Genomic DNA, 15,397 nt, shown 5'->3' on the forward strand with positions numbered 1-15,397 from the left:
CGCGGTTGCGGTGTTTCCGGGTGTCAGATGCGTTCCAGCACCCGGGCCAGCAGCGAACCCATCCGGGCGGCCGAGTCGCGGCCGGCCTGGAGGACCTCCTCATGGTTGAGGGGCTCGCCGCTCAGGCCAGCGGCCAGGTTGGTGACCAGAGAGATACCCAGGACCTCGGCGCCGGCCTCGCGGGCCGCGATGGCCTCCAGCACGGTGGACATGCCGACCAGGTCGCCGCCCATGACGCGGACCATGTTGATCTCGGCCGGGGTCTCGTAGTGCGGGCCGGGGAACTGGACGTACACGCCCTCCTCCAGCGTCTCGTCGACCTCCTTGCACAGCGCGCGCAGCCGCGGCGAGTACAGGTCGGTCAGGTCGACGAAGTTGGCGCCCACGATCGGGGAGGCGGCGGTGAGGTTGATGTGGTCGCTGATCAGCACGGGCTGGCCCGGGCGCATGCCCTCGCGCAGGCCGCCGCAACCATTGGTGAGCACGACGGTCTTGCAACCCGCGGCCACAGCCGTACGGACACCGTGGGCGACGGCGGCGACGCCGCGGCCCTCGTAGTAGTGCGTACGGCCGAGGAAGACCAGCGCACGCTTGTTGCCGATCGCGTACGAGCGAATACGGCCGCCGTGGCCCTCCACCGCGGGCGGCGGGAATCCGGGCAGCTCGGTGACCGGGAATTCGGCCTCGGGGACGCCGAGGGCGTCGACGGCCGGTCCCCAGCCGGAGCCCATCACAAGGGCGACGTCGTGGTTCTCGGTGCCCGTCAGCTCGCGAAGGCGCGCGGCGGCCGCGCCGGCCGCGGCGTGGGGGTCGTCCTGGATGTGGTCCGGAGTAACAGATGCATTCACGTCGTCGAGGGTAACCGGTAATAGGTTACGCGCGTAGATGACTGAGTGATCGTTGCCTTGTCGTTTCGGGCGAACATGTGTGCGGCGGGTGCGTGACGCGCAGCGGCTGTCGGCCGGTCCGGGGGGTGCCGCTCTCCGTGCATCGGCCAACCTGGACGGAGACCGGCAACCAGCCCGGGCGTGGCTCGCGGCAGCGCCCAGTGCTGTGGCCGGGAAGGTTTGCCGGGTGGCTCGCGGCTCCCCCAGCGGTAGCTGGGGGAGCCCGCCAGGGTGCCCCCCGCCCCCAGGTGCGGTGCATCGCAAGGTGGAGGATCGCAGCTCGTACTTGTCCGTACTCGCGCGATGCCTCAACGGTGGGGGTACCTCCCGTGCCCGGAGAGCTACGGGGGAGGGTGCCGTGCCTGGGGGCACCCCTGGGGGCACCCCCAGCGGTAGCTGGGGGAGGTAGCTGGGGGAGGTAGCTGGGGGAGTGTCGCGAGCCGGTGAACCTTTCCGGTCACAGCACTAGCAGGGACGCTTGCGCAGCTCCATCACATAGTCGTGCGGCGCCCCCGCCGACTCCGCCGCGTCCGCGATCTCGCCCAGGTAGCGGGCCGAGGGCAGACCGCCTTCGTACGCGTTGAGGACGTACACCCAGGCGGCCTCCTCGCCGTCCAGGGTGTGCACCCGGACCCGCATACGGCGGTAGATGTCGAGACCGACACCCTCCCAGCGGTCCATGGAGTCCTCGTCCATCGGAGCGATGTCGTACAGCGCGACGAAGACCTGCGAGCGGGGCGCCTCGACGATCGTGGCGAGCGCGCCCTCCCAGCCCATCTGCTCCCCGCCGAAGGTCAGCCGCCAGCCGTTGAGCCAGCCGGTTCCACGCAGCGGGGAGTGCGGAGCGCGGCGGGTCATGAGCCGCGCGTCGAGGTTGCCGGCGTACGCGGCGTAGAGCGACATGCTGTCGAGGGTACGGGAGGGACGTGATTCGTTCCCCCCGCTGCCGGTTCCGCGCTACCGAGCCCCGTGGTTGCGCGCTGGCGAGCCCCGCGACTTCGTGTTCCCGAGCCCCGAGGGAGAGGCATCTTGTGGCGTGCGGGACAATGAAGTACGTACTGCATGCCCCCGGGGCATCCCCCGGCGACTACGCGAGGCGGACTTCCGTGACCCGGATCGTGATCATCGGTGGTGGACCCGGCGGCTACGAGGCGGCCCTCGTGGCGGCCCAGCTCGGCGCGGAGGTGACCGTCGTCGACACCGACGGTCTCGGCGGGGCGTCGGTTCTGACCGACTGCGTGCCGTCGAAGACCCTCATCGCGACGGCCGAGGTGATGACCAACTTCGATTCCTCGCACGAGGAGCTCGGCATCATCGTCGCGGACGACACTCCGCCGCTGGAGCAGAAGGCCAGGATCGTCGGCGTGGACCTCGGCAAGGTCAACCGCCGTGTGAAGCGCCTCGCCCTCGCCCAGTCCCATGACATCACCGCTTCCGTCACCCGGGCCGGCGGCCGCGTCGTGCGCGGCCGCGGCAGCCTGGAGGGCCGGCAGGACGTGGACGGCTCGCGTACGGTCGTCGTCACCGCCGCGGACGGAACCCAGGAGCGGCTCACCGCCGACGCGGTCATCATCGCGACGGGCGGCCACCCGCGGGAGATCCCGGACGCGCAGCCGGACGGCGAGCGGATCCTCAACTGGACCCAGGTCTACGACCTGGAGGAGCTCCCCGAGGAGCTGATCGTGGTCGGCTCCGGCGTCACCGGCGCCGAGTTCGCGGGCGCCTATCAGGCGCTCGGTTCCCGTGTCACGCTCGTTTCCAGCCGTGATCGTGTTCTGCCGGGCGAGGACCCGGACGCCGCGGCCGTGCTGGAGGACGTCTTCCGGCGCCGCGGCATGAACGTCATGGCGCGGTCCCGCGCCGAGTCCGCCAAGCGGGTCGGCGACCGCGTCGAGGTCACGCTCTCCGACGGCCGGGTGATCTCCGGTACGCACTGTCTGATGGCCGTCGGCGCCATCCCCAACACGTCCGGCATGGGCCTGGAGGAGGCCGGGGTCCGGCTGAGGGACTCGGGCCACATCGTGGTCGACCGGGTGTCCCGTACCTCCGCGCCCGGAATCTACGCCGCGGGTGACGTCACCGGCGTCTTCGCGCTGGCCTCGGTCGCGGCGATGCAGGGCCGTATCGCGATGTACCACTTCCTCGGCGACACGGTGGGCCCGCTGAACCTCAAGACGGTCTCCTCGAACGTCTTCACCGATCCCGAGATCGCCACCGTCGGCTACACCCAGGCCGACGTCGACGCGGGTGTGATCGAGGCCCGGGTCGTCAAGCTGCCGCTCCTGCGCAACCCGCGCGCCAAGATGCAGGGCATCCGCGACGGTTTCGTGAAGCTCTTCTGCCGCCCCGGCACGGGCATCGTGGTCGGCGGAGTGGTCGTCTCGCCGCGCGCGAGCGAACTCATCCATCCCGTCTCGATCGCGGTCGACAACAATCTGACGGTCGAGCAGATCGCCAACGCGTTCACCGTGTACCCCTCGCTTTCGGGCTCGATCGCCGAGGTGGCACGTCAGCTGCACACCCGGAAGCTGTCGGGCGAGGCGTGAGAAGCAAGGGGGGCTCGGGGCAGCGATGCCCCGAGCCCCCCTTGGGCTTGCACCTGGTTCTGGCGAGGATGTCCCGGCGTTCACGCCGGGGTGGGGGTACCTCCCGCTTGCGGGGGAGAATCGCCTCCCGCGGTCGCGACGCGGAGCGTTGCCGCATCCTCAATCTTCGGTCATCACATAGAGGCCGAGTTTTTTTGGCGAGGGTGCCGGCGTTGGCAGATGCCTCTTCCCATGCCTCGCCCCGCAGGCTCTGGTAGGGCGGGTCCATCAGCTTGCAGGAGGCGCCCAAGGCGGCTCGCGCCTCCTTCAAGGAACGGAACAGCCGCTGCTCCGGCCCTTCGGCCTGGGTGACGGGCGTGTCGGTCGCCCGTAGACCTGTCATTCCGGGGCAACGTAACTGGAAGATGACGCTCCGTCGGAAGAGCGAATGTGTGACGGGAGTGTGGATTGCTCTCTACCACTTGATGGCCCCTTCTGTGTGCACTTTCTGTTGTTCAGCGCAAACTGCTGAAAAGAAACGGCCGGTCAGGTTACTGTCAGTTTCGTGTTCGCTGCAGAACGTCGCCAATTGATCCTGGAAATGGTGCGTGCGAACGGAGCCGTGTCGCTCCGTGAGCTCGCCCGTGTCGTCCAGACCTCCGAAGTGACCGTACGGCGGGACGTGCGGGCGCTGGAGGCCGAAGGACTGCTCGACCGCCGGCACGGCGGTGCGGTACTGCCGGGCGGTTTCACGCGGGAGTCCGGTTTTCCGCAGAAGTCCCATCTCGCGACCGCGGAGAAGACGGCCATCGCCGAACTCGCCGCCGGGCTCGTCGAAGAGGGTGAGGCCATCGTGGTCGGCGCGGGGACGACCACGCAGGAGCTGGCCCGTCGGCTCGCACGTGTCCCCGGGCTGACCGTGGTCACCAACTCCCTGCTGGTGGCCCAAGCGCTGGCCCACGCGAACCGCGTCGAAGTCGTCATGACGGGCGGTACGCTCCGGGGCTCCAACTACGCCCTCGTCGGCAGCGGTGCCGAGCAGTCCCTCCAGGGGCTGCGGGTCTCCCGCGCCTTCCTCTCCGGAAGCGGACTGACCGCCGAGCGCGGCCTGTCCACGTCCAACATGCTCTCGGCGAGCGTGGATCGGGCGTTGGTGCAGGCCGCGGCGGAGGTCGTCGTCCTGGCCGATCACACCAAGCTCGGCACCGACACGATGTTCCAGACGGTGCCGACGGATGTGATCACCCGGCTGGTGACGGACGAGCCGCCGGCGCACGACGACCGCGCGATCACCGAGCTCCAGGCGCTCGCCGATCAGGGCGTCGAGATCGCGGTCGCGAGCGAGGAGGGAGCCCGGGGCCGGACGCCCCGCCAGGACATGCCGCTCCCGGGCCAGCGCCGTACGCACGTCCCGCCGGGTCAGCAGCTGCGCAGTGCGGCGCTTGCGGAAGCCGGTCCGGCCCGCGTGGCCGACCTGCGCAGGCGGTAGCGGCCGGCCGGGCGGTCACGCCTTCAGGCCGCGTAGTGTCAGGGCCAGCAGACGGTCGGGCAACTCCGGGTCGTCCGGAGTCTGTTCGGCGGCCAGCGCGATCGAGTTGGTGAGCTGCATCAGGTCACCGATCGACACATCGGCGCGTACGGAACCGGACTGCTGGGCCCGGACCAGCAGGGCGTGGCCGGCCTCGCGCATGGGGATGCCGCAGGACGGCAGCGAGGCCGACATGAGAGCGTGGGCGAGGCCACGGTACTCACTCGCATGAGTGATGAGGGCGCGCAGCCATTGCACGAGCGCCGCGCACGGCTGTTCCGACTCCAGCAGTTCGCGCGAGCGCGCCAGCAGCGCGTCCACCTCGTTCTGGAAGACGGCGCTCATCAACGCGTGCCGGTCCGGGAAGTGCCGGTAGAGCGTGCCGATGCCGACGCCGGCGCGGCGGGCGACGTCCTCCAGGGAGGCGTGCGTGCCGTGCTCGGCGAAGGCGGTGCGGGCTTCGGCCAGCAGTCGTTCGTAGTTGCGGCGTGCGTCCGCCCGCATGGGGCGCAGGGCCGTGCGGCCCGTCGGGGACTCCGGCGTGTCCCGGGCCTCCTGTGAGGTCGCGCCCACCACGCCGTCCACCTGCCTTCTCTCGACGCCCGCCTGTTCTCAGCATGCCATCGGTGCGTACGGCCGGGACAGGACGAAGCGCCCGGCGGGCCGGTTCAGCGGTCCGCCGGGCGCTTCGGGTGTACGAGCGTCAGTCCTTGATCTCGCAGATCAGCGCGCCCGACGTGATCGAGGCGCCGACCTCGGCCGACAGGCCCTTGACCGTGCCGGAGCGGTGCGCGTTGATCGGCTGCTCCATCTTCATGGCCTCCAGGACGACGACCAGGTCGCCCTCGCTGACCTCCTGGCCCTCCTCGACGGCGACCTTGACGATGGTGCCCTGCATCGGGGAGGAGAGGGAGTCGCCGGATACGGCGGACGCCGACTTCTTGGCGGCGCGGCGCTTGGGCTTGGCGCCGCCGGCCGCGGCGGTACGGGCCAGCGTCATGCCCAGCGACGACGGCAGCGACACCTCGAGCCGCTTGCCGCTGACCTCGACGACGACGGTCTCGCGGCCGGGCTCCTCCTCGGACTCCGCTTCCGCGGCACCGCTGAAGGCCGGGATCTCGTTGACGAACTCGGTCTCGATCCAGCGGGTGTGGACCTTGAACGGGGTGCCGTCGACGGGCGCGAAGGCCGGGTCGGTGACGACCGCGCGGTGGAACGGGACGGCCGTGGCCATGCCCTCCACCTGGAACTCCTGCAGCGCACGGGCGGCGCGCTGCAGGGCCTGCTCACGGGTGGCACCGGTGATGATCAGCTTGGCCAGGAGCGAGTCCCACGCCGGGCCGATGACCGAGCCGGACTCCACGCCCGCGTCCAGACGGACGCCGGGGCCGGACGGCGGCGCGAACTTCGTCACCGTGCCGGGCGCCGGGAGGAAGTTGCGGCCCGGGTCCTCGCCGTTGATGCGGAACTCGAAGGAGTGACCCCTTATCGCCGGGTCGTCGTAGCCCAGCTCCTCGCCGTCGGCGATCCGGAACATCTCGCGGACCAGGTCGATGCCGGTGACCTCTTCGGTGACCGGGTGCTCGACCTGGAGACGGGTGTTGACCTCCAGGAAGGAGATCGTGCCGTCGGCGCCGACGAGGAACTCGACGGTGCCTGCGCCGACGTAGCCGGCCTCCTTGAGGATGGCCTTGGACGAGGTGTAGAGCTCGGCGTTCTGCTTCTCGCTCAGGAACGGCGCCGGGGCCTCCTCGACCAGCTTCTGGTGGCGGCGCTGCAGCGAGCAGTCACGGGTGGAGACGACCACGACATTGCCGTGCTTGTCGGCCAGGCACTGGGTCTCGACGTGACGCGGCTTGTCGAGGTACCGCTCGACGAAGCACTCGCCGCGGCCGAACGCGGCGACGGCCTCGCGGACCGCCGACTCGTACAGCTCCGGGACCTCTTCGAGCGTACGGGCGACCTTCAGGCCGCGGCCGCCGCCGCCGAACGCCGCCTTGATGGCGATGGGCAGGCCGTGCTCCTTGGCGAACGCGACGACCTCGTCGGCGCCGGAGACCGGGTCGGGTGTGCCCGCGACCAGCGGGGCGCCGGCGCGCTGCGCGATGTGACGGGCCGCCACCTTGTCGCCCAGGTCGCGGATGGCCTGCGGCGGCGGGCCGATCCAGGTCAGGCCCGCGTCGATGACGGCCTGCGCGAAGTCGGCGTTCTCGGAGAGGAAGCCGTATCCGGGGTGGACCGCGTCGGCACCGGAGTCGGCGGCTGCCTGAAGCACCTTGTTGATGTCCAGATAACTGGCGGCCGGCGTGTCACCGCCCAGGGCGAATGCCTCGTCGGCCGCGCGGACGTGCAGAGCGTCCCGGTCCGGGTCGGCGTAGACGGCTACGCTCGCGATCCCGGCGTCCCGGCAGGCCCGAGCTACGCGGACAGCGATTTCGCCACGGTTGGCGATGAGCACCTTGCGCACGATGGCTCCCTCCTTGAAACAAGCTGAGTTTAGGGACTGCCGACACGGCCTTTCGACCCGTCCCCAATGGTGAGCTTGCCCACACGGAGTGTGATTCGAGGCTCGCTCGAGAGAGGAAGCCCCTTGTCGCACCACGGTACGCCGGGTTCCTCCAGCGCACAGTAGCCCTGTGGTGTGGTCAAGGTCTCTGTACGGCAGCCCCTTAGGGGTTTGGGTTTCTTTGTGGAGTCCCTACGAATGGGCGAATGATTCTTTGCCCGCGCCCCGGCCGTGTCGGAACCCTTGCCCAGGGGTTTACCCATGAGTAGCCTGCGCGATGTAGGGGTATACCCACGGTAACAGCGACGGTGACGTGAAAAGCGACGGTGACGTGAAATAGGGGGGCGCCATGCCGCGCAGGCCGGTGGCTGCCGTGGCCGCGATCGTGCTCGTCCTCGAGGCACTCGGGATCGTCTTCGTCCACTGGGTCCTGGCGCGGATGGTGGACGGTCAGAACATGTCCCTCGGCGGCCTCGACCCGGATCTGATGTTCGACGCCACCTGGGCGATGGGCGGGGCGATGGGTCTCTTCCTCGCGGGATGCGGGGTGGTCCTGCTCCGGACCGCGGTCGGGGACCGTGCGCCGGGGCGCTTCGGGCGGGTGTTGCTGATCGGCTGCGCGATCGTGCACGGGGTGCTGGGGGCGCTCACGGCCGGCTTGGTGGGCTGGGACGCCTTCGCCTTCATGATGGCGGTGCTCGGGCTGCTCGTACTGACACTCGTGCTGTACGAGAAGCAGCCCGTCGAACCCGTCGCGCAGGCCGGGCTCACACCCACAGATCCGTGATCGAGATCCCCAGCTCGCCCAGCAGCCGGCGCAGCAGCGGCAGCGACAGGCCGATCACATTGCCGTGGTCGCCCTCTATCGAGTCGATGAACGGCGCCGAGCGGCCGTCGAGCGTGAAGGCGCCCGCGACATGGAGGGGCTCACCGCTCGCCACGTACGCGGCGACCTCGGCGTCGGTCGGCTCGCCGAAGTTGACCGTGGTGGACGCGACGGCGGAGGCGCGGCGGCCGGTGACGGTGTCGATCACGCAGTGACCGGTGCGCAGGACGCCCGCGCGGCCGCGCATCGACTTCCAGCGGGCGAGGGCCTCCTCGGCGTCGGCGGGCTTGCCGAGCGCCTGGCCGTCCAGCTCCAGCACCGAGTCGCAGCCGATCACCAGGGCGCCGGCGGCGTCCTCGCGCGCGGCGACCACGGCGGCCTTGGCCTCGGCCAGGACCAGCGCGAGCTCACCGGGCGTGGGAGCGTCCAGCGCGTCCTCGTCGACACCGCTGACGATCACCTCGGGGGCGAGCCCGGCGTTGCGGAGGAGGCCGAGGCGGGCCGGTGAGGCGGAGGCGAGGACGAGGCGGCGCGGCGATGCGGTCATGGCGGCCATCGTAGGGGGCCGCCGACCGGCGCTGTCAGCGGAGCCCGAGCAGGAACATCAGCACCACGATGGTCACGGCCAGCAGCAGCCCGGCACGGCGCATCATCGCCTGCGCGTCGCGCAGCTCCTCGGGCGGCTCGTTCTCGGGATCGGACCACAGCATGGCTCCGATACTGCTGCGGATACGCCTGTGGCGCCTGAGTACGCGTACTCAGGCGCCACATGAGTGTTCGGCTGGTGCTGTGGCCGGAAAGGTCTGCCGGGAAGCTCGCGGTTCCCCCGGCTGCCCCCAGCGGTAGCTGGGGGAGGTAGCTGGGGGAGGTAGCTGGGGGAGCGTCGCGAGCCGGTGAACCTTTCCGGCCACAGCACCGGCCCGGGGCCGAGGATCACGCCGGCCAGTACGTACGTGCCCAGGCCCTGGGGCCCGGGGCGCGGTACGTCCGGCGGGCGATGCGCGCGGGGTCGGACCAGTCCTCGGCCGGCAGCGCCGCGCCGGACGACACCACTGCCGTCGCCGCGGCGCGCGCCTGGACCACCGCCAGGGCGGCGGCAAGCTCCTCGGGGGTCGGGTTGCCCCGTACAACCTTGATCATCGCGACTCCTGGGGCTTCCTAGAGGGGGATGTTGCCGTGCTTCTTCGGAGGCAGGTTTTCCCGCTTCGCACGCAGCTGACGCAGGCCCCGGACGATTTGCGCGCGGGTGTCGGACGGCATGATCACCGCGTCGATGTAACCGCGCTCGGCCGCGATGTACGGGTTGAGCAGCGTGTCCTCGTACTCCTGGATCAGCCGCGCCCGGGTCGTCTCCTGGTCCTCCGCCTCGGCGATGGTGCGGCGGTGCAGGATGTTGACCGCGCCCTGCGCACCCATCACCGCGATCTGCGCGGTCGGCCAGGCAAGATTGAGGTCGGCACCCAGGTGCTTGGAGCCCATGACGTCGTACGCCCCGCCGAACGCCTTCCGCGTGATCACCGTGATCAGCGGGACGGTCGCCTCCGCGTAGGCGTAGATCAGCTTGGCGCCGCGCCGGATGATGCCGCCGTACTCCTGGTCGACGCCCGGCAGGAAGCCGGGCACGTCCACGAAGGTCAGCACCGGGACGTTGAAGGCGTCGCAGGTGCGGACGAAACGCGCCGCCTTCTCGGAGGCGTTGATGTCCAGGCAGCCCGCGAACTGCATCGGCTGGTTGGCGACGATGCCCACCGGGTAGCCCTCGACCCGCCCGAAGCCGGTGACGATGTTCGGCGCGAAGAGCGCCTGCGTTTCCAGGAACTCGCCGTCGTCCAGGACGTGCTCGATGACGGTGTGGATGTCGTACGGCTGGTTGGCGCTGTCCGGGACGATCGTGTCCAGCTCGATGTCCTCGGCCGTCAGCGCCAGGTCCGCCTCCTCGGGGAAGGCCGGCGGCTCGGAGAGGTTGTTCGACGGGAGGTACGAGAGCAGCGACTTGACGTACTCGATGGCGTCCTTCTCGTCGCCCGCCATGTGGTGCGCCACGCCCGAGGTGGTGTTGTGGGTGCGGGCGCCGCCGAGCTCCTCGAAGCCCACGTCCTCACCGGTGACCGTCTTGATGACGTCGGGCCCGGTGATGAACATGTGCGAGGTCTGGTCCACCATCACCGTGAAGTCGGTGATCGCGGGGGAGTAGACCGCGCCGCCCGCGCAGGGGCCGACGATCAGCGAGATTTGCGGGACCACACCGGAGGCATGGGTGTTGCGGCGGAAGATCTCCCCGTACATGCCGAGGGCCATGACGCCCTCCTGGATACGGGCGCCGCCGGAGTCGTTGATGCCGACCACCGGGCAGCCGGTCTTCAGCGCGAAGTCCATCACCTTCATGATCTTCTGGCCGAAGACCTCGCCCAGGGAGCCGCCCAGGACCGTGAAGTCCTGGGAGAACACCGCCACCGGGCGGCCGTCGACCGTGCCGTAGCCGGTGACCACACCGTCGCCGTAGGGGCGGTTCTTCTCCATGCCGAAGTCGGTGGAGCGGTGACGGGCGAACTCGTCCAGCTCGACGAAGGAGCCCTCGTCGAGCAGCAGCGCGATGCGCTCACGCGCCGTCAGTTTGCCCTTGGCGTGCTGCTTTTCCACCGCGCGCCGGGAGCCCGCGTGCGTCGCCTCGTCGATACGGCGCTGCAGATCCGCGATCTTTCCCGCGGTCGTGTGGATGTCTTCCATGGCATCTGGCTCGGACATGCGGGATGCGGCTCCCTGCCTGGTCGCGGGGTCTATTGGCTACTGCCCCGTAGCGTATCGGCGCCGATACCTTTCAGCAGTGCGGCGTTTACCACACCTAGTCTGGCTTGCATGACGCCTCAGAACGCCCCCGGCGGTCGCTGGTCCGACCTCGACCGGCCCCCGCTGAACGCCTCCGCCCTGCGCCACGCGCTGGTCAGGTCCGGCACCCTGTGGACTTCGCTCGATGTGGTCCAGGCCACCGGCTCCACCAACTCCGACCTCGCCGCGCGGGCCGCCGACACACCCGAAGGCGCGGTGCTCGTCGCCGAGGAGCAGACGGCGGGCCGCGGCCGGCTGGACCGCGACTGGACCGCTCCGGCCCGCTCCGGGCTGTTCTTCTCCGTGCTGCTGAAGCCGGGCCCGGACGTCCCCGTGGAGCGCTGGGCCTGGCTGACCCTGCTCGCCGGCGTCGCCACCGCCACCGCGGTGGCCCGTACGGCCGGTGTCGACACCGCCCTGAAGTGGCCCAACGACCTGCTCGTCACCGTCGACGGCGAGGAGCGCAAGGCGGGCGGCATCCTCGCCGAGCGCGCGAGCGGGGACTCCGTCGTCATCGGCATCGGCCTCAACGTCACGCTGCGGACCGACGAGCTGCCGGTGCCCGCCGCCGGGTCGCTGGCCCTCGCCGGCGCCAGGAACGTGGACCGTGACCCGCTGCTGCGCGCGGTGCTGCGGTCGCTGGAGACCTGGTACGGCGAGTGGCGCGCGGCCGGCGGCGACCCGGCGGCCAGCCGCCTCCAGGAGGCCTACGCGGCGGGCTGCGCCACGCTCGGCCGTACGGTACGGGCCGAGCTGCCCGGCGGCCGGTCGCTCACCGGCGAGGCGGTGGCCGTCGACGGGGAGGGCAGGCTGGTGCTCGCCGCCGAGGACGGCGGCAGCCACCCCGTCTCGGCGGGCGACATCATCCATCTCCGGCCCGCGAGCTGAGTGAGCTACGGCACACCTGCCGTATGGTTGAGGCGATCAGCAGGGCAGTGTGCAGGGAACGGGCAGGAGGCGGCACGTGACCGTCGACGACAGGACCTCCGGCGCGGGTGCACAGGACTCCCCGTATCCGACCCCGCATCATGTCGTGGACCATACGGCCGAGCCCACGGGGCACCCCCTCGCCATCCGGCTCGAACAGCTCATTCTCGGCGCCGACCGCCGCTACACGCCCTTCCAGGCGGCCCGTACCGCCGGTGTCTCCATGGAGCTCGCGTCCCGCTTCTGGCGGGCCATGGGCTTCGCCGACATCGGGCAGGCCAAGGCCCTCACCGAGGCCGACGTACTGGCCCTGCGGCGGCTGGCCGGTCTCGTCGAGGCGGGGCTGCTGAGCGAGCCCATGGCGGTACAGGTGGCCCGGTCCACCGGACAGACCACCGCCCGGCTGGCCGAGTGGCAGATCGACTCCTTCCTGGAGGGGCTCACCGAGCCGCCCGAGCCCGGGATGACCCGGACGGAGGTCACCTATCCGCTGGTCGAGCTGCTGCTGCCGGAGCTCGAGGAGTTCCTCGTCTATGTCTGGCGGCGGCAGCTCGCCGCCGCCACCGGCCGGGTCGTCCAGGCAGCGGACGACGAGGAGATGGTCGACCGGCGGCTCGCGGTCGGCTTCGCCGACCTGGTCGGCTTCACCCGGCTCACCCGGCGCCTGGAGGAGGAGGAACTGGGCGAGCTGGTCGAGGCGTTCGAGACCACCTCGGCCGATCTGGTCGCCGCACACGGCGGGCGGCTCATCAAGACCCTCGGCGACGAGGTGCTGTTCGCGGCCGACGACGCCGGTACGGCCGCGGAGATCGCCCTGCGGCTCATCGAGACCATGTCCAACGACGAGACCATGCCCGCGCTGCGCGTCGGCATCGCCTTCGGTACGGTCACGACCCGGATGGGCGACGTGTTCGGCACGACGGTGAACCTGGCCAGCAGACTCACCTCGATAGCGCCCAAGGACGCGGTCCTCGTCGACAGCGCGCTCGCCGAGGAGCTGGCCCGTACCGGTGACGCCCCCGCCTCCGAGGCGGAGGCGGCGGAAGAGGCCGCGGCCGCGGAGAAGGAGGGCGAGGAGCCCCCCTCGTACCGCTTCGGGCTCCAGCCGATGTGGCAGCGGCCGGTCCGCGGACTCGGGATGGTCGAGCCCTGGCTGCTCGGCAGGCGGGGCACATAGGATTCCCTCCCGGTGAACCACCGTTAACACATGTTGGCCGGGAGGGCTGGACTGATGAGCGAGCAGCGGTTCGGGGAGTTCGTCGCCGTACGGCGACACGGATACGTGGCCGAGCTGGTGCTGGACCGGCCCAAGGCCATGAACGCGGTGTCGAGCGAGATGGCCCGCTCCATCGCGGCCGCCTGCGACGCGCTCGGCGCGGACCGGGACGCCCGCGTCACCGTCGTCACCTCCAGCAATGAGCGGGCCTTCTGCGTCGGCGCCGACCTCAAGGAGCGCAACTCCTTCACGGACGCCGAGCTGGTACGGCAGCGGCCGACCGCCCGGGCCGCCTACACGGGCGTACTGGAACTGCCCATGCCGACGATCGCGGCCGTCCACGGCTTCGCGCTGGGCGGCGGCTTCGAGCTGGCGCTCTCCTGCGATGTGATCGTCGCCGACCGCACGGCGGTCGTCGGGCTCCCCGAGGTGTCGGTGGGCGTCATCCCGGGCGGCGGCGGCACCCAGCTGCTGCCCCGGCGGGTCGGCGCGGCCCGCGCGGCCGAGCTCATCTTCAGCGCGCGGCGGCTCGAAGCGGCCGAGGCGCGCGAACTGGGACTGGTCGACGAGCTGGTCGAGGCCGGTCAGGACCGTGCGGCCGCGCTCGCCCTGGCCGACCGCATGGCCGCGAACTCCCCGGTCGGGCTGCGCGCCGCCAAGCGTGCCCTGCGGCTCGGACACGGTCTCGACCTGCGGGCCGGCCTGGAGGTCGAGGACGCGGCATGGCGTTCGGTGGCCTTCTCCGGGGACCGGGCGGAGGGTGTGGCGGCGTTCAACGAGAAGCGCAAGCCGGAGTGGCCGGGCGAGTAGTGCCGAGTGACGTCCATGGCTGTGCCTGTGGCTCGGGGCCTGTGACCCCAGGGCCCGTGGCCCGTAACTCACCCCGAGTAATCAAACCAGCACAAACGCCCTAAGCTGGAGCAATGGGTGAGGATACGCGGCTGCGGGCCGTCGTTTCGCTGGCACAGGCCATGGCCGCCGCTCACACTCCGCGTGAGTCCTGGCGTGCCGCCGCGGCCGGCGCCTGCGAGGCGCTCGGCGGCAGCTTCGCCGCGCTGTCGGTGTGGGAGCGGGACGTGGGCCGGCTCAGGGTGCTGGTCAATGCCGGCGAACGGGCCGAGGGGGAGCAGGAGTTTCCCGAGGCCGAGGTGTATCCCGTGCACCACTTCCCGGAGATCACCGAGTTCCTGCACGAACGCTGGGCGGGCGGCGGCGAAGCGGACGCCTGGGTCGAGACGGCCGACGGCAGCCACGGCCGCGCCGAGGCGCTGCGCCGGCGCGGCCGCGGCTCGTGCGTCGTCGCGCCGATCGTGCTGCACGGGCGGGCCTGGGGCGAGCTGTATGTCGCCCGGCCGGTGGGGAGGCCGGTCTTCGGACGCGCGGACGCGGACTTCGCGACGGTCCTCGCCTCCGTGGTGGCCGCCGGAATGGCCCAGTCCGAGCGTCTGGAGGAGGTCAGACGGCTCGCCTTCACCGACCCCCTGACCGGGCTCGCGAACCGGCGGGCGGTGGACATGGGGCTGGACGAGGCGATCGAGCTGCACCGCTCGGAGGGGGTTGTCGTCAGCCTCGCCGTGTGCGACCTCAACGGGCTCAAGCAGGTCAACGACACCCGGGGCCACGCGGTCGGCGACCGCCTGCTGGAACGCTTCGGCTCCGTGCTCTCCCTGTGCGGGGCCATGCTGCCGGGCGCGCTGGCGGCCCGGCTCGGTGGGGACGAGTTCTGCCTGCTCGCCGTGGGACCGGGGCCTGACGAGGTCCTCCGCGTCGCGGAGGACCTCTGCACGCGCGCCGCGGCGCTGGAGCTCGGCGAGGGCGTCGCGTGCGGGATCGCGTCCACGGGCGACCCGATCGGGGAGGTGCGGACCGCGCGGCGGCTGTTCCGCCTCGCGGACGCGGCCCAGTACCGGGCCAAGGCGGCCCGGGCCCCCGGGCCGGTGGTCGCGGGCCGCGACAACGCGGTGCTCCGCCTCGCGGACGTGCAGCCCCCGGCGCCCCACGACCGGCGCCGCTTCCGGGGGCGCGCGTAGCGCGCAACGCTGCCGCGCGCTGCGTCCTGCCGGGAGGGGGGGCACCGTTCCGGCACCCCCCTCCACGCCCCCCTTCCGTGAACGTCTTCGGGGATGGCCCCCAGGTGTGCCTGCACCCCGGTGGTA

Annotated in this window: 15 protein-coding genes; 7 read left to right on the forward strand and 8 right to left on the reverse strand. The window is 71.2% G+C overall.

Features of this window, described 5'->3' with window-relative positions; genetic code table 11:
- Positions 1 to 23: 23 nt before the first annotated feature.
- Both ABD858_RS20070 and ABD858_RS20075 read right to left on the reverse strand, forming a co-directional pair.
- Complete coding sequence (locus ABD858_RS20070) at positions 24 to 848, reverse strand: purine-nucleoside phosphorylase (RefSeq protein WP_345039496.1); 825 nt, start codon at positions 846 to 848, stop codon at positions 24 to 26.
- Positions 849 to 1,352: 504 nt separating this feature from the next.
- Positions 1,353 to 1,790 (reverse strand): gamma-glutamylcyclotransferase family protein, encoded by a 438-nt coding sequence (locus ABD858_RS20075; protein ID WP_215183342.1) that lies wholly within the window; start codon positions 1,788 to 1,790, stop codon positions 1,353 to 1,355.
- A 203-nt stretch (positions 1,791 to 1,993) separates the two neighbouring features.
- Between ABD858_RS20075 and ABD858_RS20080 the strand changes: the two genes are divergently transcribed.
- Together ABD858_RS20080 and ABD858_RS20085 are read left to right on the forward strand one after the other, a co-directional pair.
- Positions 1,994 to 3,433 carry an NAD(P)H-quinone dehydrogenase gene (locus tag ABD858_RS20080; protein ID WP_345039499.1) on the forward strand — a complete coding sequence of 480 codons (1,440 nt, stop codon included), beginning with the start codon at positions 1,994 to 1,996 and terminating at the stop codon, positions 3,431 to 3,433.
- Positions 3,434 to 3,977: 544 nt separating this feature from the next.
- Positions 3,978 to 4,901, forward strand: a complete 924-nt coding sequence (locus ABD858_RS20085) for a DeoR/GlpR family DNA-binding transcription regulator (protein WP_345039501.1) — start codon at positions 3,978 to 3,980, stop codon at positions 4,899 to 4,901.
- A gap of 15 nt (positions 4,902 to 4,916) precedes the next feature.
- Here ABD858_RS20085 and ABD858_RS20090 read toward each other — a convergent pair whose 3' ends face one another.
- The gene (locus ABD858_RS20090) at positions 4,917 to 5,444 is read right to left on the reverse strand and encodes a TetR/AcrR family transcriptional regulator (protein ID WP_345044716.1); all 528 of its coding nucleotides are present in this window, start codon (positions 5,442 to 5,444) and stop codon (positions 4,917 to 4,919) included.
- Positions 5,445 to 5,643: 199 nt separating this feature from the next.
- A complete protein-coding gene (locus ABD858_RS20095; RefSeq protein ID WP_345039503.1) occupies positions 5,644 to 7,407 on the reverse strand; it encodes an acetyl/propionyl/methylcrotonyl-CoA carboxylase subunit alpha in 1,764 nt (587 codons plus the stop codon).
- Positions 7,408 to 7,795: 388 nt separating this feature from the next.
- Between ABD858_RS20095 and ABD858_RS20100 the strand changes: the two genes are divergently transcribed.
- On the forward strand, positions 7,796 to 8,233 hold the full coding sequence (locus ABD858_RS20100; protein ID WP_345039505.1) for a hypothetical protein: 438 nt from the start codon (positions 7,796 to 7,798) through the stop codon (positions 8,231 to 8,233).
- Here the strand turns inward: ABD858_RS20100 and ABD858_RS20105 are convergent.
- The 4 genes from ABD858_RS20105 to ABD858_RS20120 form a co-directional block, all read right to left on the reverse strand.
- Positions 8,214 to 8,828 (reverse strand): nucleoside triphosphate pyrophosphatase, encoded by a 615-nt coding sequence (locus ABD858_RS20105; protein ID WP_345039508.1) that lies wholly within the window; start codon positions 8,826 to 8,828, stop codon positions 8,214 to 8,216. The two genes, ABD858_RS20100 and ABD858_RS20105, sit on opposite strands and share 20 nt — an antisense overlap.
- Positions 8,829 to 8,853: 25 nt before the next feature.
- Positions 8,854 to 8,982 (reverse strand): morphogenic membrane protein MmpB, encoded by a 129-nt coding sequence (mmpB, locus tag ABD858_RS20110; protein ID WP_345039510.1) that lies wholly within the window; start codon positions 8,980 to 8,982, stop codon positions 8,854 to 8,856.
- Positions 8,983 to 9,205: 223 nt separating this feature from the next.
- Positions 9,206 to 9,412 (reverse strand): acyl-CoA carboxylase epsilon subunit, encoded by a 207-nt coding sequence (locus ABD858_RS20115; protein WP_345039512.1) that lies wholly within the window; start codon positions 9,410 to 9,412, stop codon positions 9,206 to 9,208.
- Positions 9,413 to 9,430: 18 nt separating this feature from the next.
- On the reverse strand, positions 9,431 to 11,017 hold the full coding sequence (locus ABD858_RS20120; protein ID WP_345039515.1) for an acyl-CoA carboxylase subunit beta: 1,587 nt from the start codon (positions 11,015 to 11,017) through the stop codon (positions 9,431 to 9,433).
- Positions 11,018 to 11,128: 111 nt separating this feature from the next.
- On the opposite strand from ABD858_RS20120, the gene ABD858_RS20125 reads away from it, so the two are divergent.
- The 4 genes from ABD858_RS20125 (at position 11,129) to ABD858_RS20140 (ending at position 15,271) form a co-directional block, all read left to right on the forward strand.
- Complete coding sequence (locus ABD858_RS20125; RefSeq protein ID WP_345039517.1) at positions 11,129 to 11,986, forward strand: biotin--[acetyl-CoA-carboxylase] ligase; 858 nt, start codon at positions 11,129 to 11,131, stop codon at positions 11,984 to 11,986.
- 76 nt (positions 11,987 to 12,062) lie between these two features.
- A complete protein-coding gene (locus ABD858_RS20130) occupies positions 12,063 to 13,202 on the forward strand; it encodes an adenylate/guanylate cyclase domain-containing protein (RefSeq protein WP_345039519.1) in 1,140 nt (379 codons plus the stop codon).
- A 54-nt stretch (positions 13,203 to 13,256) separates the two neighbouring features.
- Positions 13,257 to 14,051, forward strand: a complete 795-nt coding sequence (locus ABD858_RS20135) for an enoyl-CoA hydratase/isomerase family protein (protein ID WP_345039522.1) — start codon at positions 13,257 to 13,259, stop codon at positions 14,049 to 14,051.
- A 113-nt stretch (positions 14,052 to 14,164) separates the two neighbouring features.
- Positions 14,165 to 15,271, forward strand: a complete 1,107-nt coding sequence (locus ABD858_RS20140; protein ID WP_345039524.1) for a GGDEF domain-containing protein — start codon at positions 14,165 to 14,167, stop codon at positions 15,269 to 15,271.
- Positions 15,272 to 15,397 lie beyond the last annotated feature (126 nt).

Source organism: Streptomyces sannanensis, assembly GCF_039536205.1.
Taxonomy (GTDB): Bacteria; Actinomycetota; Actinomycetes; order Streptomycetales; family Streptomycetaceae; genus Streptomyces; species Streptomyces sannanensis.

What these genes read in the sequence shown, in the direction of transcription:
- ABD858_RS20075 (WP_215183342.1), bottom strand. Translation starts at nt 1,790, where the DNA reads ATGTCGCTCTACGCCGCGTACGCCGGCAACCTCGACGCGCGGCTCATG.
- ABD858_RS20090 (WP_345044716.1), bottom strand. Translation starts at nt 5,444, where the DNA reads ATGCGGGCGGACGCACGCCGCAACTACGAACGACTGCTGGCCGAAGCC.
- ABD858_RS20100 (WP_345039505.1), top strand. Translation starts at nt 7,796, where the DNA reads ATGCCGCGCAGGCCGGTGGCTGCCGTGGCCGCGATCGTGCTCGTCCTC.
- ABD858_RS20105 (WP_345039508.1), bottom strand. Translation starts at nt 8,828, where the DNA reads ATGGCCGCCATGACCGCATCGCCGCGCCGCCTCGTCCTCGCCTCCGCC.
- mmpB (WP_345039510.1), bottom strand. Translation starts at nt 8,982, where the DNA reads ATGCTGTGGTCCGATCCCGAGAACGAGCCGCCCGAGGAGCTGCGCGAC.
- ABD858_RS20115 (WP_345039512.1), bottom strand. Translation starts at nt 9,412, where the DNA reads ATGATCAAGGTTGTACGGGGCAACCCGACCCCCGAGGAGCTTGCCGCC.
- ABD858_RS20120 (WP_345039515.1), bottom strand. Translation starts at nt 11,017, where the DNA reads ATGTCCGAGCCAGATGCCATGGAAGACATCCACACGACCGCGGGAAAG.
- ABD858_RS20125 (WP_345039517.1), top strand. Translation starts at nt 11,129, where the DNA reads ATGACGCCTCAGAACGCCCCCGGCGGTCGCTGGTCCGACCTCGACCGG.
- ABD858_RS20135 (WP_345039522.1), top strand. Translation starts at nt 13,257, where the DNA reads ATGAGCGAGCAGCGGTTCGGGGAGTTCGTCGCCGTACGGCGACACGGA.
- ABD858_RS20140 (WP_345039524.1), top strand. Translation starts at nt 14,165, where the DNA reads ATGGGTGAGGATACGCGGCTGCGGGCCGTCGTTTCGCTGGCACAGGCC.